This window comes from Stenomitos frigidus ULC18, from assembly GCF_003003795.1.
GTDB classification, from domain to species: domain Bacteria; phylum Cyanobacteriota; class Cyanobacteriia; order Leptolyngbyales; family Leptolyngbyaceae; genus Stenomitos; species Stenomitos frigidus_A.
Window position 1 is genome coordinate 25,106 of sequence record NZ_PVWK01000126.1, and the last position, 18,038, is coordinate 43,143.

An 18,038-nucleotide genomic window follows, 5' to 3' on the forward strand; every position below is an offset into this window, starting at 1 on the left:
AGGAGCATTTGTAATCAGTGGACTCAAACAGAACATAGTGGCTTTATCATTTCTCATCGATTTTCGTGGTGAAGTGGCAGCACTGAGTGCAGCGTTGATTTGGGCGATCGCCTCTGTCATCTATATCGGGATTGGTCGACAGCTATCGCCGCTGGTGCTGAATTTCGTCAAGGGGCTGATTGCGATCGTGCTCCTGATCCTCACACTGTTGCTCAAAGGCGGGCTACTGCCTCAGATCAGCCTCACCGCCGTTGGGCTTCTCTTCCTGAGCGGAGTGGTTGGCATTGGGTTTGGCGACACCGCTTATTTCGAGGCGCTTAACTGCCTGGGCGCAAGACGAGCGTTGGTGCTGGAATCGGTTGCGCCACCGTTGGCGGCTGTCATGGCATTGGTGTTCTTGCAGGAACGCCTTGCCGTGGGAGCCTGGGCTGGCATTGCGCTGACGATCGTCGGTGTCACCTGGGTCATCATTGAACGAACGCAGGGCACATTGCAGCCCCAAAGCCATCGGTGGAGGGGGACAGCTTTTGGGTTGCTGGCAGCATTGGGACAGGCAAGTGGTGCTGTACTTTCCAGAGCAGCGCTGGCTGGCACTACCATAGACCCGCTGTGGAGTTCCTTGATTCGTTTAGTGGCGGGAGGTTTGGTGCTGGTGATTTGGCTACTGCTACAGCGACGCACCGTCCAAGACCTGAAGCCGTTGCGATCGCCGCGCTTCCTACTCCTGCTGACTGTGACTGCCTTCGCCAGTACCTATCTTGCCATCTGGCTTCAGCAGATTTCGCTGAAATATACGGCAGCAGGCATTGCTCAAGCGCTCAGTGCGACCAGTCCGCTCTTCGTCATCCCGCTGGCGATCGCACTGGGTGAGAAGGTCAGCCTGCGAGCCATTGTAGGGGTGCTTGTTGCGATCATCGGCATCTGGCTCTTGTTCAGTTAACGTTTCTCTGTGACGACCAGCAGAAAAGGAATGAATAATCGTAGGATGAACGCACTACAAAAAGCTCCAGCATCGTTCACTCACAGTCAACTGCAACAGGCTACACCGCCTGGGATCTTTCTTCGCAACGATTCAGTCACCTGATTACGCCGATGCCATCATGGACAACCCCAACCAGATCTTGATTTTGTTTGCCCATCCTGCCCTGGAAAAGTCACGGATCAATCGACAGTTAATCCAGGCAGTGCAGGGGTTAGATGCTGTTCTGATCCACGACCTGTATGAAGAGTATCCTGATTTTCACATCAACGTGAAGGCAGAACAGGACTTGCTCCTGGCACATGACATTATTGTTTTCCACCATCCGTTTTACTGGTACAGCAGTCCAGCGATGCTGAAGGAGTGGCAAGATTTGGTGCTGGAGCATGGCTTTGCTTATGGACAGGGCGGTACAGCGTTGCAAGGCAAAAAGTTTCTCACCGCTATTACCACTGGGGGCGATCAGCAGGCGTATTGCCAGGAAGGCTATAACCGCTTCACCATCCGCGAATTGTTGGTACCGTTTGAGCAAACGGCGCGTCTCTGCGGCATGGAGTATCTACCGCCCTTTGTGGTGCAGGGCACGCATCAACTGCAAGAACGCCACCAGATTGAGAAACATGCAGCAGACTACCGCGCTGTCATTACGGCTTTGCGCGACAATCGGCTTGATTCGGAACAGTTACGACAAATGAAACACCTGAACCAAGCGCTCGGATATCTGCTTAAAACGCCAGAGGTGCCGCACCATGCATAACGAAGACTTATTTTTGCAGGCGTTTGTGTATCTGCTAGCGGCAGTCGCCTCGGTGCCGATCGCCAAACGCTTAGGACTCGGTTCCGTACTGGGCTATCTCATTGCAGGCGTTATTATTGGTCCCTTCGCTTTAAAGTTAGTCGGCGGTGGTGAGGGTAGCGATGTCATGCACTTCGCTGAGTTTGGCGTGGTCATGATGCTGTTTCTGGTTGGCCTGGAGCTGCAACCCTCGTTGCTGTGGCGATTGCGCGTCCCCATTCTGGGCTTAGGTGGTTTGCAGGTATTAGTCACGGCATTGGTGATTGCGGCGATCGGGACGATCGCGGGATTACCCTGGCAAACAGCGCTGGCAGTCGGCTTGATCCTGGCGCAGTCGTCAACCGCGATCGTCCTGCAAACCCTTAACGAAAAAGGGCTAACCAAAACGCAAGCCGGACAGTCTGCCTTCTCTGTGCTGCTGTTTCAAGATATTGCGGTAATCCCCATTTTGGCGTTCTTGCCGCTGCTGGCGCTGCCGATCGCCTCAGCCATGGCAAGCAGTGACCTCATTTTTGTAGTGGCAGAATCAGAAGCCCATAGCGCCGCGTTACCAGCGTGGCAACAAGCATTGCTGGTCATCGGCACTGTCGGCGGCATTATTTTAGGGGGACAGTTTCTGACTCGCCCCATCTTTCGCATCATCGCCAAAACGCAACAGCGGGAGATTTTTACAGCCATGGCGCTGCTCCTCGTCGTTGGCATTGCGCTGGCGATGCAGAAAGTGGGGTTGTCTCCGGCACTGGGTACCTTTGTGGCAGGAGTCGTGTTGGCAGAAAACGAGTATCGTCACGAACTGGAAAGCGATATCGAACCGTTCAAAGGGCTGCTGCTGGGGCTGTTCTTCATCTCGGTGGGAGCTAGCATTAACTTTAGTCTGCTGCTGCAACAGCCGTTGTTGATTTTGGGTTTAGTGCTGGCGTTGGCGATCGTCAAATTTGCCGTGTTAGTCGGTCTGGGACGCTTCTTTCGGCTAGAGTTAAGCCAAAGTTTGCTGTTTGGCTGTGCGCTGGCGCAAGGCGGCGAGTTTGGCTTTGTGCTGTTTTCCTTCGCAACGCAAAACAAGGTGCTCACAGCCGATGTAGCCGGTCCGTTGGTAGTTGCTGTAGCGCTCTCAATGGCACTCACGCCGCTCATTATGATCATCAATGACAGGCTGATTCAGCCCCGTTTTGTTGCTGCCGAAATCGAAGAAGAAGCCGACGACATCGACGATAACGAGAACCCCGTCATCATCGCGGGCTTTGGTCGCTTTGGGCAAATTGTCGGTCGGCTGCTGATTGCGAATGGCTTTAGTGCCACGGTTCTGGATCACAGTCCCACTCAAATTGAGCTGCTCCGACGCTTTGGCTTCAAAGTGTTCTATGGTGATGCCTCCCGCATTGATTTACTCCATGCCGCTGGCGCACGACAGGCACGACTCTTTGTCGTTGCGATCGACGATCGTGAGCGATCGCTTTACATCGTTGAACTCGTACAGAAGCATTTCCCCCACCTCAAAATTTTGGCGCGTGCCATCGATCGTCGTCATGCTTACGAATTCATTCAACGCGGCGTAGATGCCGTACAGCGCGAAACCTTCGATTCCGCTTTGGTCATGGGGGAAGAAGCCCTCAAACTCCTGGGTACTCGTTCCTACAAGGCTCATCGTTCTGCCCGCATCTTTAGAGAGCATGATGAGCAGGCTCTTTGGGAAATGGCAAACTTAGAGGACGATACCGTGAGGTTTGCGCGATCGCAGCAACTTAGACAAGACCTTGAACGCGTGTTGCAGTCCGACGATCGGGAAATAGTCCATGATGTCGATCGTGCATGGGATACATCGGCACTGAGAAAAGAAACGTGAGGGTTGAGTTGAACAGTTGTTGGTTGGTTGTTAGTTGGTTGTTAGTTGTTAGTTGTTGGTTGTTAGTTGTTGGTTGTTAGAAAGAGTCAGAAGTCAGAAGGCCGGAGAAAACTAACTCAAAACTCTCTTTCCCCCTTAACCCCTCATGTCAGTCGTTTCATGGCAAATTCAACCGATCGTCCCCCTGCCAGAGTGGTTTGTGCAGGCGGTAAGCGAGTATGCGCCCAATGGATCGGGGCACTATGTCGCTCAGCTTCTGTGGCAACGCGGCATCCAGGATTTGGAGACATTGGCAGGCTTTCTCAAGGCTGACTGTTATCAACCGACCAGTCCCTTTGCGTTTGGGCAGGAAATGCAGTGGGGTATGGAGCGTTTGCAGCAGGCACGTACCCGTCAGGAGCCGATCGCCATTTGGGGTGATTTTGATGCCGATGGTGTGACGGCAACCGCAGTCCTATGGGATGGGCTGGGGCAATTCTTTGTACCGCAGCAAACACTGTTCTACTACATTCCCAATCGCTTGACTGAATCGCATGGGCTCTCTCAGCAAGGGATCGAAGCGCTTCATGCCAAAGACTGTCGTTTAATCGTGACTTGCGATACGGGCAGCACCAACCTGACTGAAATCGAGTTTGCTCGCAGCCTGGGTATTGATGTGATTGTGACCGATCACCACACGCTCTTAGAAGCTCGTCCCCCAGTGACTGCCATCATTAATCCCCGTACGCTGCCTGTTGACCATCCCTTAGCAACCCTCTCTGGTGTAGCGGTTGCTTACAAGCTCGTCGAGGCACTATACGAAACGCTGCCAGAAGTGCCACAGAAGCCGTTGGAGACCTTGCTCGATTTGGTGGCGATCGGGCTCATTGCGGATCTGGTCGAACTTAAAGGAGACTGTCGCTATCTGGCACAGCGTGGCATTGAACAACTGCAAAAGCAGTCCGATCCAGCAACAGCTACACGACCAGGGCTTTCCAGGCTGCTGGCATTGTGTAAACGCAGCGGCGATCGGCCCACCGATATTTCCTTTGGTCTGGGTCCCCGGATCAACGCCGTCAGCCGCATTCAAGGCGACGCCCACTTTTGCGTCGAACTGCTGACCAGTCAGGATGTCACCCTCTGCAATCACCTGGCAGAAGCCACGGAACTGGCAAACACACGCCGTAAAGCCCTGCAAAAAGATGTCGCTCAGCAAGTCACAGCCCGACTGACCCAACTCGACCTGTCCACCACCAGCGTTATCGTACTTGCCGATGAGCAATGGCAAATTGGCGTTTTAGGTCTGGTTGCTGGACAAATTGCGCAGGAGTATGGGCGACCGACGATTTTGCTGAATACGGAGTTAGCAGTCAGTGGTCAGCGGTTCGTGGTCAGCGGTCAGCGGTCAGCGGTCAGCGGTCAGGAACAACACTTAGAATCCACCACCCAACACTTAACACTCAACACCTCCCCTGCCCCTCTTACTTCCCTTACTTCCTTCGCTTCCCCTGCTTCCCTTGCCCCTCCTGCCCCCCTTACTTCCCCTGTTTCCCCTGCCTCCCTCTCCTCCCCTCGCTCCCCTCTCGCCCGTGGCTCGGCTCGCTCGGTCAACAATATCGACCTTTACCAACTAGTGAAAGATCAGGCGCATTTGCTGCATCGGTTTGGTGGGCATCCTTACGCAGCAGGCTTGAGTTTGTCTGTAGAAAACATTCCCCTCTTTACCGCAGCGGTGAATCAGCAGGCACTGCAACTTGGTGACTTGGCGCGTCCAGCCGTAAAAGCAGATTTAACGGTGACAGTCGCTGCCCTGGGGAAAGAGCTGTTTCAAGCTTTAAAACTGCTGGAGCCTTGCGGCATGGGCAACCCACCACCCAGGCTGTTCCTTCAAAATTGCTGGTTTGAGCAGGTGCGGAATCAGAACATCAAGGACTGGAAGGGTGGCAAAGTCCGCTATATCAAAACTGAATTTGAGCTTTGGGATGATTCAGCCGAGTCAGGCTTTCCAGGACTTTGGTGGGAGCACTATCAAGACGAGGTGCCCAAAGGCAGATGTGATGCGATCGGCGAGTTAGATTTCAATGCCTACAAAAAACGATATGAAATTCGCCTCATCGCTGTTCGTCCCTGTGAGAATACAACGCAGACTACATCCAACCCTACCAAGGAAACATGGATTCTCGATTGGCGAGGGTTACAAGATGTCTCATCTGTAGTGGGGGAAGTAGTGGGGCAACTGAAGCGCAGCAAAGATACAAAAAACGCTCTTACTGCTTCCCCTGCGTCTCTCGCCCCCTCTGGGTCTCCTCCCCCCTCCTCGCTCCTCATCCTCCACCAATGTCCTACAAGCTGGACTGACTTACAGGTATGGTTTCGCCGTGCGATGCAGGAGCAACGATCGCTGGCAATCGCCTACCCTATGCCACCCCATCAAGCACCACAGGAGATCTGGCAACAGTTGGTTGGCATTGCAAAATATCTCAGCCGCACAGGGCAGACTGCTACTCGCACGCAACTATTAGACAAACTAGGTATTGGCGATCGCCCCCTCAAATTAGGCTTTCAAACGCTGGAGTACCTCGGCTTTACCCTTCGTTACGCCGACAACGCGTTTCAAATGACCTGGCAGGAGCAAGCATCTCACCAAACAGAAACCCAACTGACAGCAGCGGTAGAGCAGTTTGCGATCGCCGTCAACGAAGAGCAGTTTCGTCGCCAGTACTTTTACCAAATTCCCCTGGCAACTATACAGGCGATCGCGGCTCAAACAGTGGATTTATCGGGAGAGCGGGGAATTTCGGAGCAGACGTGATGGGCTAAAGAGCGGGACTGGATTATTGCTGAGATTCCGCAATGAGGTCACCGATCGCGGCAATGAGCAGGAAAATACCCGCGATCGCCAGCGCCGTTAGCCGACTGTGAGTACTAGAAAGCACCACCAAGCCAATCACAACCAGCGTTGGTAGTTTCGTTTTGACCAGGGAATCAACCACATTTTGCAAATCTCGCTTCACGCTGCCCCGTTCTGTCATGTTGCTCCTCATGACATAGCGAAGCAGTTGCCCCGTTTGCAGGAGGGTGAAAAGCTTACTGCGCGTTGCAGGGTAGAAGTCCGGCTGAATGTTCAGAGCCTCATCGAAGTTTTTGATCGCTGCCTCAACGCGATGCAACTTTCGCAAGGCAAGCCCCCTTTGGTGCCAGAGCTTGTAGCGGTTTGGCTCTGCCTGCAAAAGCTTGTCGTAGCTAGAAATGGCTTCTTCGTAGCGTCCTAGCTTTTGTAGTGCAGTGCCTCGACTGCCCCAGGTGAAGGGTTCATCGGGTTTCAGAGCCAGCGCCTTGTCATAGCTGATTACCGCTTCGTCATAACGTCCTTGACGATTGAGGGCATCGCTAAGGGTGCTCCATGCCTGATGATCGTCAGGATCTAGTTCCAGGGCCCGATCGCAACTGTTAGCTGCTGCTTCATACCGTCCCAGGCGATACAGCACTGCACCTTTGATGCGCCAGGCCTCAGCCGCTTTTGGCTCCAGTTCCAGGGCCCGATCGCAGCTGGCGATCGCGGTTTCTTTTTCACCAGCCTTCAGCAACGCCGCCGCATGCCCTGTCCACACCTCATGCCAACCGGGTCGCAAGAGTAGGGCCTCTTCAAAGCTGGCGATCGCGGTATTCATGTCATCACTGTCTAACGTTTGTCGCCCTTGCTGATACAGTAGCAATGCCTTCAACGCGTCAGACGTTTGCTCAGCTGCCAATCTCTGCCCACGCGCTTCAGGTGAAAGCTGCCAATAGGCTTGATAGTCTGCTTCGGAAAAATCTTCATGCCAACTCATAGGAAGATTGCCTATCGATAGTAAACTGGCTTGGAGGTGAGGGGAGAGGTGTGAGCCGCTCTGTCTTCGATCGAAGCCTTTCAGCATTAGATTTTTGCTCCGACACCCACTGAGTTTTGTGACGCTTCTGCTTCTTTAACCGTTCACTCCTCACTCCTCACTCCTTACTCCTCACCCCAAAATAACGCCGCTATGAGTACTGAACTTGACCCCACAACATTAATGAAAAAGCAGGTTGGAGAAGCTGCTGCTGCACGGGTGCAGTCAGGTTCTATTGTAGGCCTGGGCACTGGGTCAACGACAGCCTTCGCGATTCAGGCACTGGGTGAGCGCCTCAAAAGTGGCGACCTGAAGGACATTAAAGGGGTCAGCACATCGTTTCAAGCGATCGTGTTGGCGAAAGAATACGGCATTCCTCTGACGACGCTGGATGAAGTCGATCGCATTGATATCGCGATCGATGGCGCGGATGAAGTCGATCCGCAGAAGAACCTGATCAAAGGGGGCGGCGCGGCTCACACCCAAGAAAAAATTGTCGATGCCTTTGCCGATCAGTTCATCGTCGTAGTCGATAGTGGCAAGTTAGTGGATAAGCTCGGCACGACCTTTTTGTTACCTGTAGAAGTCATTCCCATGGCGATGAGTCCTGTAATGAAGGCGATCGTGGCGCTAGGCGGCAAACCTCAACTCCGCATGGGCGTCAAAAAAGCGGGCCCCGTCATCACTGATCAAGGGAATTTTGTCATTGACGTCAAATTTGACGCTGGCATCGACAACCCTGCCGAACTGGAGAAAACCCTTAACAATATCCCTGGTGTCCTCGAAAACGGCTTGTTTGTTGGCGTTGCGACCCTGATCATGGTGGGCGAAGTCAAGGACGGCAAGCCATCGGTGAGAGAGTTTTGAGTAGGAAAGGCTGAAGGCTGAAGGCTAAAAGTTTTGAGTAGCGCTTTGCGCCGACAAGCTAGAGAGTTTTGAGTTTTGAGTTGAAGATAGGTGTAAGGAGAGTTAATTAATTGAGTTTTGAGTTTTGAAGGGCTTCCTCTGCCTCCCTTGCTTCCCCTGCTCCTTCCACCCAAAATCCCTTCTGCCTTCTGCCCTCTGCCTTCTACCCCAGCAACGGGCTTCCATGATGGTGAATGAGATACCATTTTTCTCCCATGCGCTCAAACACGTTCGTTGCGACTGACTGCGCTTTGCTTTGCCGTCTGCCCGTTACTTGCAGCACTGTTTCAGTTAACACGACATAAGCCAGATCACCGCTCACATCAACCCGAACAATTTCTGTCTCGATTTCCAGATAGCTGGTATGCCGAAAAATGGCTTCCCACGACGATCGCACTGCATCCCAGCCACGCAGCGCGTTTCGCCCCGGATGGATGCAAAGGCTACCTGTACCCTGTGACCACACAGCCGTCATCGCCTCAAGGTCTTTTTTCTCAAAGGCTCGGTAAAACGCTTCGTTGGCGGCAAGGACGGCAGGTTCAGAACTCATCATGATTGGGGACGACACTATTAGCGCTCAAACTAAGTACTTCAGATGAAGAACACGGCGATGCAGTGTTGATCGCATCCGTAGTACTTTGAGAGCGTACCCGAAAACCAATCAGTTGAGCAAAATTGACATGGGTTTTTATGCGCAGAAAGTTTTTCCCTATCTGCTGGATTGGAGTATGTCCAGCGAGACTTTTACCCACTACAGGCAGCAGGTTCTAGCAAACGTGCAGGGCGAGGTTTTGGAAATTGGCTTTGGCACCGGACTCAATCTGCCCTACTATCCCAATCGCGTAGAAAAAATTACGACCGTTGATCCCAACGCTGGAGCGAATGCACTGGCACAAAAGCGCATTCGTGCCTCGACGATCGCGATCGATAACCGCGTACTCAATGGCGAAAATCTACCGATGGCAGACAACACCTTCGACAGTGTGGTTAGCACGTGGACACTGTGCAGCATTGCCAACGTGGAACAAGCCCTGCGGGAAATTCATCGGGTACTGAAACCAGGTGGGCGCTTCTTTTTCATTGAACATGGGCTGAGCGACGACCCAACGGTGCAACGTTGGCAAAATCGCCTGACACCATTGCAAAGGGTGATTGCCGATGGCTGTCATCTCAACCGCAACATACAGCAGCTCGTGCGGCAACAATTTGCTTCAGTGACGCTAGAGACATTCTACGCAGAGCACACGCCCAAAGTGTTGGGCTACCTCTATCAAGGCATCGCAACCAAAGCGCTGTGAACGGTTTTGCGTCTGTTTTCAGAGGTGAAGGGAGCGATCGTTGCAACAGAACGTTACGAAAGCAGTGAGTCGACCGTGAGCAGAACGTTTTAGACTTTTAAGACGGCCAGCATTCAACATCGCAACTCCTATGTTTCCAAACCAGCGCCCTCGTCGCCTTCGCAGCCATCCTCAGCTTCGTCGGATGGTACGCGAAACAATTCTCATGACTAGCGACCTCATCTACCCGCTGTTTGCAGTGCCTGGAGAGGGCTTTGCGAAAGAAGTGCGCTCCATGCCTGGGGTCTTTCAACTCTCAGTAGACAAAATTGTCGAAGAAGCGAAGGAAGTCTACGATCTGGGTATTCCCGGCATTATTTTGTTTGGCATTCCTGAAGACAAGGACACCGATGCAACGGGTGCATGGCATGACTGCGGCATTGTGCAAAAAGCGGCGACTGCGGTTAAGCAAGCGGTTCCCGATCTCATCGTCATTGCCGACACCTGCCTTTGCGAATACACGTCCCACGGCCACTGTGGCTACCTTGAAGTTGGCGACCTGAGCGGACGGGTGCTGAACGACCCCACTCTGGAACTGTTAAAGAAAACAGCGGTTTCCCAGGCACAAGCAGGAGCGGATATTATTGCGCCTTCTGGCATGATGGATGGCTTTGTGCAGGCAATTCGCGCCGGGTTAGATGCAGCGGGTTTTGAAGACACACCGATCATGTCCTACGCTGCCAAGTATGCGTCGGCTTACTATGGGCCCTTCCGCGATGCTGCCGATTCTGCCCCTCAGTTTGGCGATCGACGCACCTACCAGATGGACCCTGGCAACGCCCGCGAAGCGATCAAGGAAATCGAACTCGATATCGCGGAAGGGGCAGACATGCTCATGGTGAAGCCTGCGCTGGCCTACATGGATATCATCTGGCGTGTGAAAGAGGCAACCAATCTACCTGTTGCCGCCTACAACGTCTCTGGCGAATACTCAATGGTCAAAGCGGCGGCTCTCAACGACTGGATTGACGAACAGCGTGTGGTGATGGAAACCTTGACGGGCTTCAAGCGTGCGGGTGCCGATATGATTTTGACCTATCACGCAAAGGATGCCGCTCGTTGGTTGGGAGCCTGAGCGACTTCCAGTAAAATTTGCTGATTATTTCGGTCGCTCCTATTCATCACTGCGTAGGAGCGACCGTCTGTTTCGCTCCACTAAAGCCGACAGAACTGCCGATCGCGCTCTAACTGGCGTTCTTGCCAACCAAACGAGAAATGGCTGATGGAACGAATGGGTGGCGAGAGCGATCGTAATGCCCACATTTGCGCTTCTAATGACGGACGTTCGGTTGCCTGCTGCCACTGTCCAGTTAAAACAGGCGCGACGATCGTGCCAGATGGAGCCTGGCCGAGTACTTTTTGCACCTGTGCGTTGATGCAGCTTGGATCGCCACACAGTCCGTATGCCATCGGATGCCACTCGATCGCGGCGGGAAAACGATCCCATGCCTGCAAGCGAGAATCAAAGCCTCGACCGATTGCCTGATTTGCTTCGGGGAAAAACGCGGCACCGACGGCAATACCTTGCTGTTGGGCAGCAGCGGCTGCGGCAGTCAGAAAATCGATTGGGCCTTGCATCGCATGGGCAACGACCAGATTCCACAGATCAGCCTGGATTGCGGTTAGCCCTTTTGACGCTCCTCCTGTTGCTCGCCCTTGCCAGCGCGGTTCTTTTTCGGTGGGATACAGCTTATTCACAGCCGCTATATCGTTCGCTGTCACATTTCCCTGTGCCACATAGCGACGAATGAGTTCCAGTCCCTTTTGATTCTGAGCCCGTTGGTATAACGCTTGCTGTGATGCCTCGCTGTAAATCCACAAGTCTTTCACCTTGCTGGCAATAGAGGCAGATCCAATCCCTTTGGGATAACGGATGTAGTCGAACAGGATGCCATCGGGCTGACGTCGCAGCACTGTCTGCACAAGCTGAAGGTAGTCGCTTTGCGCCTGTGTGTTGTAGGGATCGGCGAAAATTTCATCCTGTACCGTCAGATCAACGCTGGTGTCCTGACTGACTTTTGTGCCCACCGTCAGGCTAGTGTCGCCCTGACCATTGCGAGCTAACACCTGCTGTCGATCGGGTCGTAGCGCGTAGGTATAGCCAAAATTCAAGGCAAACATCCAGGCGTAGACTTTGAGCCCACGATCGTGCCCTTTCTGAATGATTTGCGCCAGCAGATCGGTCTGCTCATAGCCGGGTGCCTGTACGACCGAAGACCACGGCGTTGGGTTTGCGCCCGATGGCAGCAACACCTGACCGTTAGAAAAGGTATCCACATAGATCTGGTTGTAGCCGCGATCGACAATGCGATCGAGCACTGCCTCCAGCACTCCAGGTTTGCTATCGCAAGGATACAGGCGTAACCAAACGGCCTGCGTCTGAAACTGGCTCTGGCTACGGCACTGCATCAGGCTCTGTCCGTGCTGAGCCAGCAAGGCTTGATAGGATTTTTGCGACGTTGCATCACCAGCCAAGGCCGCCTGTCGCAACATCGCTTTCTGGTTGATGGCGGCGGTTGCCACCTGGCAATCATCTAATGCCTGTGCCTGAGCAGAATGACCGAACAGCCAGTGGCTGCAAAGGCTCATGGTGAAGGCGATTGCCACCAAACTCGCTAAAATGCTTTTCCGACGCGTCATAGAGAACGTTAGATTGAGTCTGTCTTAACAGTAGAAATACAATCTACACTCTGATGCTAAAACAGCCCGGAAGTTGCGGCTCTTAAAGTGATTTCCGAGAAAAAAGGTGCCGGGCAGGAGGCAGGTTTTGCCAGCGTCTTTGCCTCCAACTGATCCTTTTGGGGTCAAACCGGCTCCTACGGGTATTTTGTTTGCTAGAAGTCTCTTAAAGTGATGATCAAGCCCGTGATCAATCGGCTGCTGGCTCCGATCGTGCTTGCGGTTGCAGATCGGCTAATTCCTCTGCCAGGGTTTCTTCTAAGGCTGCCATCACGACTTGCGGGTCAGCGGCTTGCTGCATCACATCCGCTTCTGGATCAGGGCGGTTTTGCACGTTTGGCAGGTCGCGACGCAACTCTTCAAGCAGGGCGACGAGCTTGGCGATTTTTTGTTCGGAAATCAAATTTAGCTGCAAGATTAGCTGCGTGCGCTGCTCTGCTAACTTTTCCTGGCGCTCTTGCTTAATCAGCACCCCGGTTGCAATTAAAAGGGAACCGCAGCTCAACACAAGCTCCAGGAGATTAAAGGGTGGTGCATCAAAGGTCGGCAGGTGAGCGCGTTGAAGCAGTAGATTGGCGAGAATCCAAGCAGCAACGACAAAAAGAATGCCAAACAGAAAGAGCGGACGGCTGAAAAAGCTAGCGACGGCTTCCACTCTTCGCTGTAACCGAGGCACATCCTGTTCAGCCTTGGCATGAAGCGCAACGATCGTCTCAATATTCTGCCCAATGTGGTCTGGCAAAGGAGCCGTTGGGACGATCGTCTTGTTCGCTCGATAGCTTGTACGAGAGTCTTCAGGTTGGTGCTTGGAAATACGGGTATCCCTCACCGATCGGCATTCCGTTGTTTGTACTTAACCGACTGTTTACAGCTAACAGCTTGACGTGAAGCCAAGCTGCTACACCCAGAACGATCGCTAACCAACTACGCGTTCTCGCTTGCAACCATAGCTTCTGGTGTCTCTTCAGTAGCGGCTTCTTCCGCAATGACTGCTTCAGTCACGTCTAACAGTACTTCCTCAACTTCCTCAACTTCAGGGACTTCAGGCTCTGGTTTTGGCTTCGTGGGTTTTGGTCCGCGCAATAGTGCCGGGTTCATCACTTGCCTGGGCTCTTCATCACGCCCTTTGCCTTTGCCTCTGCCCTTGCCGCGATCGCCCTCTCTGCGATCGCCCTCTCTGCTGGGGGCTGCTACCTCTGTCTTTTTCTCTTTGTCTTTACTGAGCGTAGGACGCTCGACATTCCGTGTTGGCAATGCTTTTGCAACAGTTTCGCTGCTTTCGCCTTCGGGCTTAGCCTGACGCTCAGACTTTTTAATTGGACGCTCTACCATCACCAGAATCCCTTTTTACTTACCGTTATCCTAGCTTGCATGGGTCACAGCAGACGTTTTTTTCAACAATTGAGCGGAAATTAGGCGACGCAGACGTTAGGCAACGCTTAGCGACATCAGCTCATCGGTCATCTCAAAATTGGCGGTCACGCTCTGCACGTCATCCAGGTCTTCCAGTGCATCCATCAGCTTCAAGAGCGATCGTGCCTGGTCAGGATCGCTCACCTCCAGCGTGTTGTTGGGAATCCAGCGCAGTTCAACGCGGCTCACGTTGTAATGCTGATCTTTCAGTGTTTGGCTCAACGTTTCCAAATTGGTTGCTTCAGTCATCGCTTCGGCAATGGTGCCATCTTCCGTATCAATCAGTTCGTAGGCATCGGCTCCACCCTCTAAAAACGCTTCCAGTAGCTCCTCTTCCTGAATGGGAGCGTTGTCTGTACGACGCTTGCGTCCCGTTTCCACGGGCATTAGAGAAACCTCAACCATCCCTTTCTGCTCAAACATCCAGCCCACACAGCCCGTTTCACCCAGGTTGCCGCCGTTTTTGCTGAAAGCAACCCGCAGGTCTGCTGCTGTCCGGTTGCGATTATCGGTCAATGCTTCAATGAGAATCGCCACGCCACCGGGACCATAGCCTTCGTAGCGGATCGCTTCCAGCGCGGCATTGTCGGCTCCTAATTTGCCCGCCCCTTTGGCGATCGCCCGATCAATATTGTCGTTAGGAATACCTGCTGCCTTTGCCTTATCGATCGCCGTTCGCAGTTGAAAGTTACCCTCTGGATCAGGCACGCCACTCCGCGCTGCTACGATAATTTCTCGCGAAATCTTCGTGAACACCTTGCCTTTTACCGCATCAACCCTGGCTTTCTGCCGCTTGATGTTCGCCCACTTACTGTGTCCTGCCATGTCGCACCGATCGTACTAACTCCATTCAATAGGATAGACAAAAGGTTGGGGAATCGGGAAAGCAAGGGAGACAAGGGAGGCAGGAGACGCAATTCAAAACTCAAAATTCAAAATTCAAAGCTCAAAACTTACTTACCCTTTCCCACCTGTAAACGCCACGCCTTGAATAAAGTAGCGGTTGAAGAATGCGTATACGGCTAAAGCTGGCAAGGTGAAGATCATGGAGGCTGCCATGATGTAATTCCAATAGCTAATATATTGTCCCTTAAAGGCATTCAAACCCAGCGGCAGAGTAAACATTTCGGGGTCAGACAGGATGACTAGCGGCATCAGAAACTCATTCCAGGAACCCATAAAAACAAAAATAGTTTGTGCGGCTAACGCAGGTTTTGCGAGTGGTAGAACAATTTGAAAAAAGGTGCCAAAGCGTCCCAAACCATCCAGTGCAGCCGCTTCTTCTAGCTCTTTGGGAAAGTTAATAAAAAACTGTCGCATCATAAAGATAAACGTGGCATTGACCGCAGACGGCACGATTAACCCTTGATAGGTATTCAGCCAACCGAGAGACTTTAGAATCAAAAACTTGGGTAAGAGGGTAATTTGTCCGGGAACCATCAGCACTGCCAGAATCAGAAAGAACCAGAATTGATTGCCTGGAAATTGGATTCTTGCCAGTGCGTAACCTGCCATTGAGTTAAAGAGAAGATTTAGTAAGGTAACTGAAATAGCTGCGATCGCGCTATTCATCAACCAGCGACCAAACAACGGCTCCTGTGTGAAAATGGTCTGATAGTTCTTCAGCGTAAAGTGCTCAGGCAGTAGATTGAGTCCACCTGCTGCAATTTCAGCTAACGATTTGAATGAGGCGGAAAATGCCCAGGTAAACGGCAATAGGGTAATGATTGTGTAGGCAATTAAAACAACATACAAAAGGCCGGTTGACCAACGGATACTTTTCATTTTTTTAGTCCAACTGTTCTGCTTTAAAACTGCTCTTCTTTAAATAAAGCGCGCTGCATTAGTGTTGAAAGCATTAAGATTACAGCTAAGACCAGGGTCAACGCTAACGCATAGCCCATATCTAAATTCTTAAAGGCATATTGATAGATTAAAAGCACGATCGTCAGCGTTGAATCGTTTGGGCCACCAGACCCTGCTGAGAAAATATAGGATTGATCAAACAGTTGAAACGTGCCAATAATTCCCATGACAATTACGAAGAATGTAACGGGTTGTAAGAAGGGCAATGTGATGTATAGTAGTTTCTCCCAACGACTGGCACCATCCAGCGTTGCTGCTTCATACAAGGTTTCTGGAACATCCTGTAACGCCGCTAGATAAATCACCATAAACAAGGGTGCCGTTGACCAAATGTTCATGATCATGATGCCCTTCAACGCAACGCCTGGATCGCCCAACCAGTTATAAGTTGGCAGATGTAAAAGGCTCAATACACTGTTCAGTAACCCGTTGGAATTATAAATCCACATGAAAATCAGGGTGAGTACCGCTGATGATGTGACGGTGGGTAGAAAAAACGCGACTCGAAACCAGGAACGTCCTTTAATCTGGCTATTGAGAATGAGAGCCAATCCCAATGCAAGAATGGTCTGGATGGGAACCACGATCGCCACATATTCAGCCGTATTTTTCAGCGCAATCCAAACGCGATCGTCTTGCGCAATACGAGCAAAGTTTTTCAGTCCCGTAAAGTGATAGCTGACCTCGCCCAAGAGCTGCACTTTCTGGAATGCCAAAGCGACTGCATAGACGATCGGCAGTATTAAGAACACTCCAGCAATCAGAATGGTTGGAGTCATAAACAGATAGCCTGTTATGCTCTCTTCTGTCTTCCGTTGTTTCCAACTATCTTTAATCAATATATTCATCGTGATCGGTTCCTCTCTTTAGACCTCCGATTTCTTCAAGAAATCGGAGGTCTGGCTTCCTCTAATTTGCCAAATAAATTTCTCGATTAGCGGTTTCCTGAGCTTTTTTCATTGCTTGCGGTAGTGGTTGCTCCCCCAATAGAGCACTAATAAATTGATTGTTAAAATTCATGCGCATCGTGGGTAAATTCTCGCCTGCTTGCCAAATCGTGGCATACTCTGTACCCCTCACAAAGGGCGCATAAAGCGGATTATTGTCATACCCTAACCCTGCTAAAACCGATCGACGCGTAGGGAGTGCCAAACCCTGTTTTGCCCAGGCTTTCATGCCTTCGGCTCCAGTGAGATAGGCAATCAGCTTCCAGGCCGCTTCTTTATGCTTTGCTTTGCGATTCATCACATACGCAACTGTGAATGCCATCGTGCCTTTTTTATCATTCATTGTAGGCACTTCTGCTGTGGCCATATCAATAGTTGGAAACGTTTCTTTGAGATATGGAATGGCCCATGTACCTTCAAGCGTCATTGCCACTTTTCCTTGTCCAATCATATCGCTCCCTGATGTCGCGCCAACATCAGTGGGTTGTACTGCCGTGCGATCGCGTCGATACTGATCAATCACAAACTGCAAGCCCTTTAAACTATTAGCTTCTGCAAACGATGCGTAACCATTTTGTCCTACTAAGTTGCCATTGAACGCTTTAATCACAAAAACCTGACGCGCCAATTCAGGGGCAATCCCAAAGCCATATTGATCGATTTTGCCATCATGATTGCGATCGACCGTGAGTTTTTTAGAATCAGACACTAGGTCGTCCCAAGTTTTCGGTGGTTGCGCTATACCAGCAGCAGCAAAGGCTTTTTTATTGTAAATAAGTGCCAATGTCGAAACGTCTTTTGGCAGCCCGTACAGCTTGCCTTTGTGCTTAAAAGCATTCAGCATTAGCGGTTCAAAATCAGCGAGCTTAAATTCGGGTGTGATGTATGCATCTAATGGTTCTAAGACGCTATATTTCATGAGTAACGGAGCCTCAAGTGCATCCAGATAGAAAACATCAGGAGCAACATCACCAATGAGGCGAGTCTTGATCACATCCATGTACTCACTGTTAATCACTTCGTATTTGATTTTGATGTTAGGATACTTGGCCTCAAAGCCCCGAAGCACTCGATTCAAAAGCTGGTTTTCATCGGGACTGCTCTGCCACCCGCTTAGCGTGACTGTAATGGGTGATTTAGCTTGTTTGAGTGTGTTCTGGCTCAACGAAGCTGTCTTTTGATGACGACAGCTCGCTAACGCAATCGCAATAAGAAATAAACAACCTAAGCCAGTTTGTCTTAGACCAAGCATCATGATTCCTAATCAGCGATCGCGTGTTTAGAGTAGCTTCTTCCTAATCTATAGCGCGATCGTCTTGCTACGTGAGCAAAAAATAATTGATTCTGTCTGTAGGGACGTTCCATGGAACGTCCCTACAGAACATGTAACGTTTCTACAGAGGGCACATGCGTCGAAATATTGA

Annotated in this window: 16 protein-coding genes; 7 read left to right on the plus strand and 9 right to left on the minus strand. The window is 51.5% G+C overall.

The features are described from left to right. Positions 1 to 37 precede the first annotated feature (37 nt). From C7B82_RS23615 to C7B82_RS23630, 4 genes are all read left to right on the plus strand, one after another. Positions 38 to 940 carry a DMT family transporter gene (locus C7B82_RS23615; RefSeq protein ID WP_106259109.1) on the plus strand — a complete coding sequence of 301 codons (903 nt, stop codon included), beginning with the start codon at positions 38 to 40 and terminating at the stop codon, positions 938 to 940. Positions 941 to 1,100: 160 nt separating this feature from the next. Further along, positions 1,101 to 1,736: a glutathione-regulated potassium-efflux system oxidoreductase KefF gene (kefF, locus tag C7B82_RS23620; protein ID WP_106259110.1), complete on the plus strand. Its 636-nt coding sequence runs from the start codon at positions 1,101 to 1,103 to the stop codon at positions 1,734 to 1,736. After that, on the plus strand, positions 1,729 to 3,618 hold the full coding sequence (gene kefC, locus C7B82_RS23625) for a glutathione-regulated potassium-efflux system protein KefC (RefSeq protein WP_106259111.1): 1,890 nt from the start codon (positions 1,729 to 1,731) through the stop codon (positions 3,616 to 3,618). The genes kefF and kefC overlap by 8 nt, the downstream gene beginning before the upstream one ends. 145 nt (positions 3,619 to 3,763) lie before the next feature. Beyond that, positions 3,764 to 6,409 carry a single-stranded-DNA-specific exonuclease RecJ gene (locus C7B82_RS23630; protein WP_106259113.1) on the plus strand — a complete coding sequence of 882 codons (2,646 nt, stop codon included), beginning with the start codon at positions 3,764 to 3,766 and terminating at the stop codon, positions 6,407 to 6,409. Between the two features lie 22 nt (positions 6,410 to 6,431). Here the strand turns inward: C7B82_RS23630 and C7B82_RS23635 are convergent, their stop codons facing one another. Then, positions 6,432 to 7,427, minus strand: a complete 996-nt coding sequence (locus tag C7B82_RS23635; RefSeq protein ID WP_181357633.1) for a tetratricopeptide repeat protein — start codon at positions 7,425 to 7,427, stop codon at positions 6,432 to 6,434. 192 nt (positions 7,428 to 7,619) lie between these two features. On the opposite strand from C7B82_RS23635, the gene rpiA reads away from it, so the two are divergent. Further along, on the plus strand, positions 7,620 to 8,333 hold the full coding sequence (rpiA, locus tag C7B82_RS23640; RefSeq protein ID WP_106259116.1) for a ribose-5-phosphate isomerase RpiA: 714 nt from the start codon (positions 7,620 to 7,622) through the stop codon (positions 8,331 to 8,333). Between the two features lie 202 nt (positions 8,334 to 8,535). Here the strand turns inward: rpiA and C7B82_RS23645 are convergent, their stop codons facing one another. Further along, positions 8,536 to 8,922 (minus strand): nuclear transport factor 2 family protein, encoded by a 387-nt coding sequence (locus C7B82_RS23645; RefSeq protein ID WP_106259118.1) that lies wholly within the window; start codon positions 8,920 to 8,922, stop codon positions 8,536 to 8,538. Between the two features lie 178 nt (positions 8,923 to 9,100). Here C7B82_RS23645 and C7B82_RS23650 point away from each other — a divergent pair, with 178 nt between their 5' ends. Both C7B82_RS23650 and hemB read left to right on the plus strand, forming a co-directional pair. Further along, complete coding sequence (locus tag C7B82_RS23650) at positions 9,101 to 9,670, plus strand: class I SAM-dependent methyltransferase (protein WP_281259036.1); 570 nt, start codon at positions 9,101 to 9,103, stop codon at positions 9,668 to 9,670. Positions 9,671 to 9,800: 130 nt separating this feature from the next. Continuing rightward, on the plus strand, positions 9,801 to 10,784 hold the full coding sequence (gene hemB / locus C7B82_RS23655) for a porphobilinogen synthase (RefSeq protein WP_106259121.1): 984 nt from the start codon (positions 9,801 to 9,803) through the stop codon (positions 10,782 to 10,784). Between the two features lie 80 nt (positions 10,785 to 10,864). Here the strand turns inward: hemB and C7B82_RS23660 are convergent, their stop codons facing one another. From C7B82_RS23660 to C7B82_RS23690, 7 genes are all read right to left on the minus strand, one after another. Next, a complete protein-coding gene (locus C7B82_RS23660; RefSeq protein WP_106259122.1) occupies positions 10,865 to 12,349 on the minus strand; it encodes a family 10 glycosylhydrolase in 1,485 nt (494 codons plus the stop codon). A 229-nt stretch (positions 12,350 to 12,578) separates the two neighbouring features. Continuing rightward, a complete protein-coding gene (locus tag C7B82_RS23665; RefSeq protein WP_106259123.1) occupies positions 12,579 to 13,217 on the minus strand; it encodes a DUF1003 domain-containing protein in 639 nt (212 codons plus the stop codon). Between the two features lie 95 nt (positions 13,218 to 13,312). Then, positions 13,313 to 13,720, minus strand: a complete 408-nt coding sequence (locus tag C7B82_RS23670; protein ID WP_106259125.1) for a hypothetical protein — start codon at positions 13,718 to 13,720, stop codon at positions 13,313 to 13,315. 96 nt (positions 13,721 to 13,816) lie between these two features. Next, complete coding sequence (locus C7B82_RS23675; RefSeq protein WP_106259126.1) at positions 13,817 to 14,626, minus strand: YebC/PmpR family DNA-binding transcriptional regulator; 810 nt, start codon at positions 14,624 to 14,626, stop codon at positions 13,817 to 13,819. Between the two features lie 132 nt (positions 14,627 to 14,758). Further along, positions 14,759 to 15,586, minus strand: a complete 828-nt coding sequence (locus C7B82_RS23680; protein WP_106259128.1) for a carbohydrate ABC transporter permease — start codon at positions 15,584 to 15,586, stop codon at positions 14,759 to 14,761. Between the two features lie 23 nt (positions 15,587 to 15,609). Beyond that, entirely contained in the window at positions 15,610 to 16,515 is a 906-nt protein-coding gene (locus C7B82_RS23685; RefSeq protein WP_245940063.1) for a carbohydrate ABC transporter permease, read from the minus strand. Positions 16,516 to 16,576: 61 nt separating this feature from the next. Then, positions 16,577 to 17,779 carry an ABC transporter substrate-binding protein gene (locus C7B82_RS23690; RefSeq protein WP_245940064.1) on the minus strand — a complete coding sequence of 401 codons (1,203 nt, stop codon included), beginning with the start codon at positions 17,777 to 17,779 and terminating at the stop codon, positions 16,577 to 16,579. Positions 17,780 to 18,038: the final 259 nt, after the last annotated feature.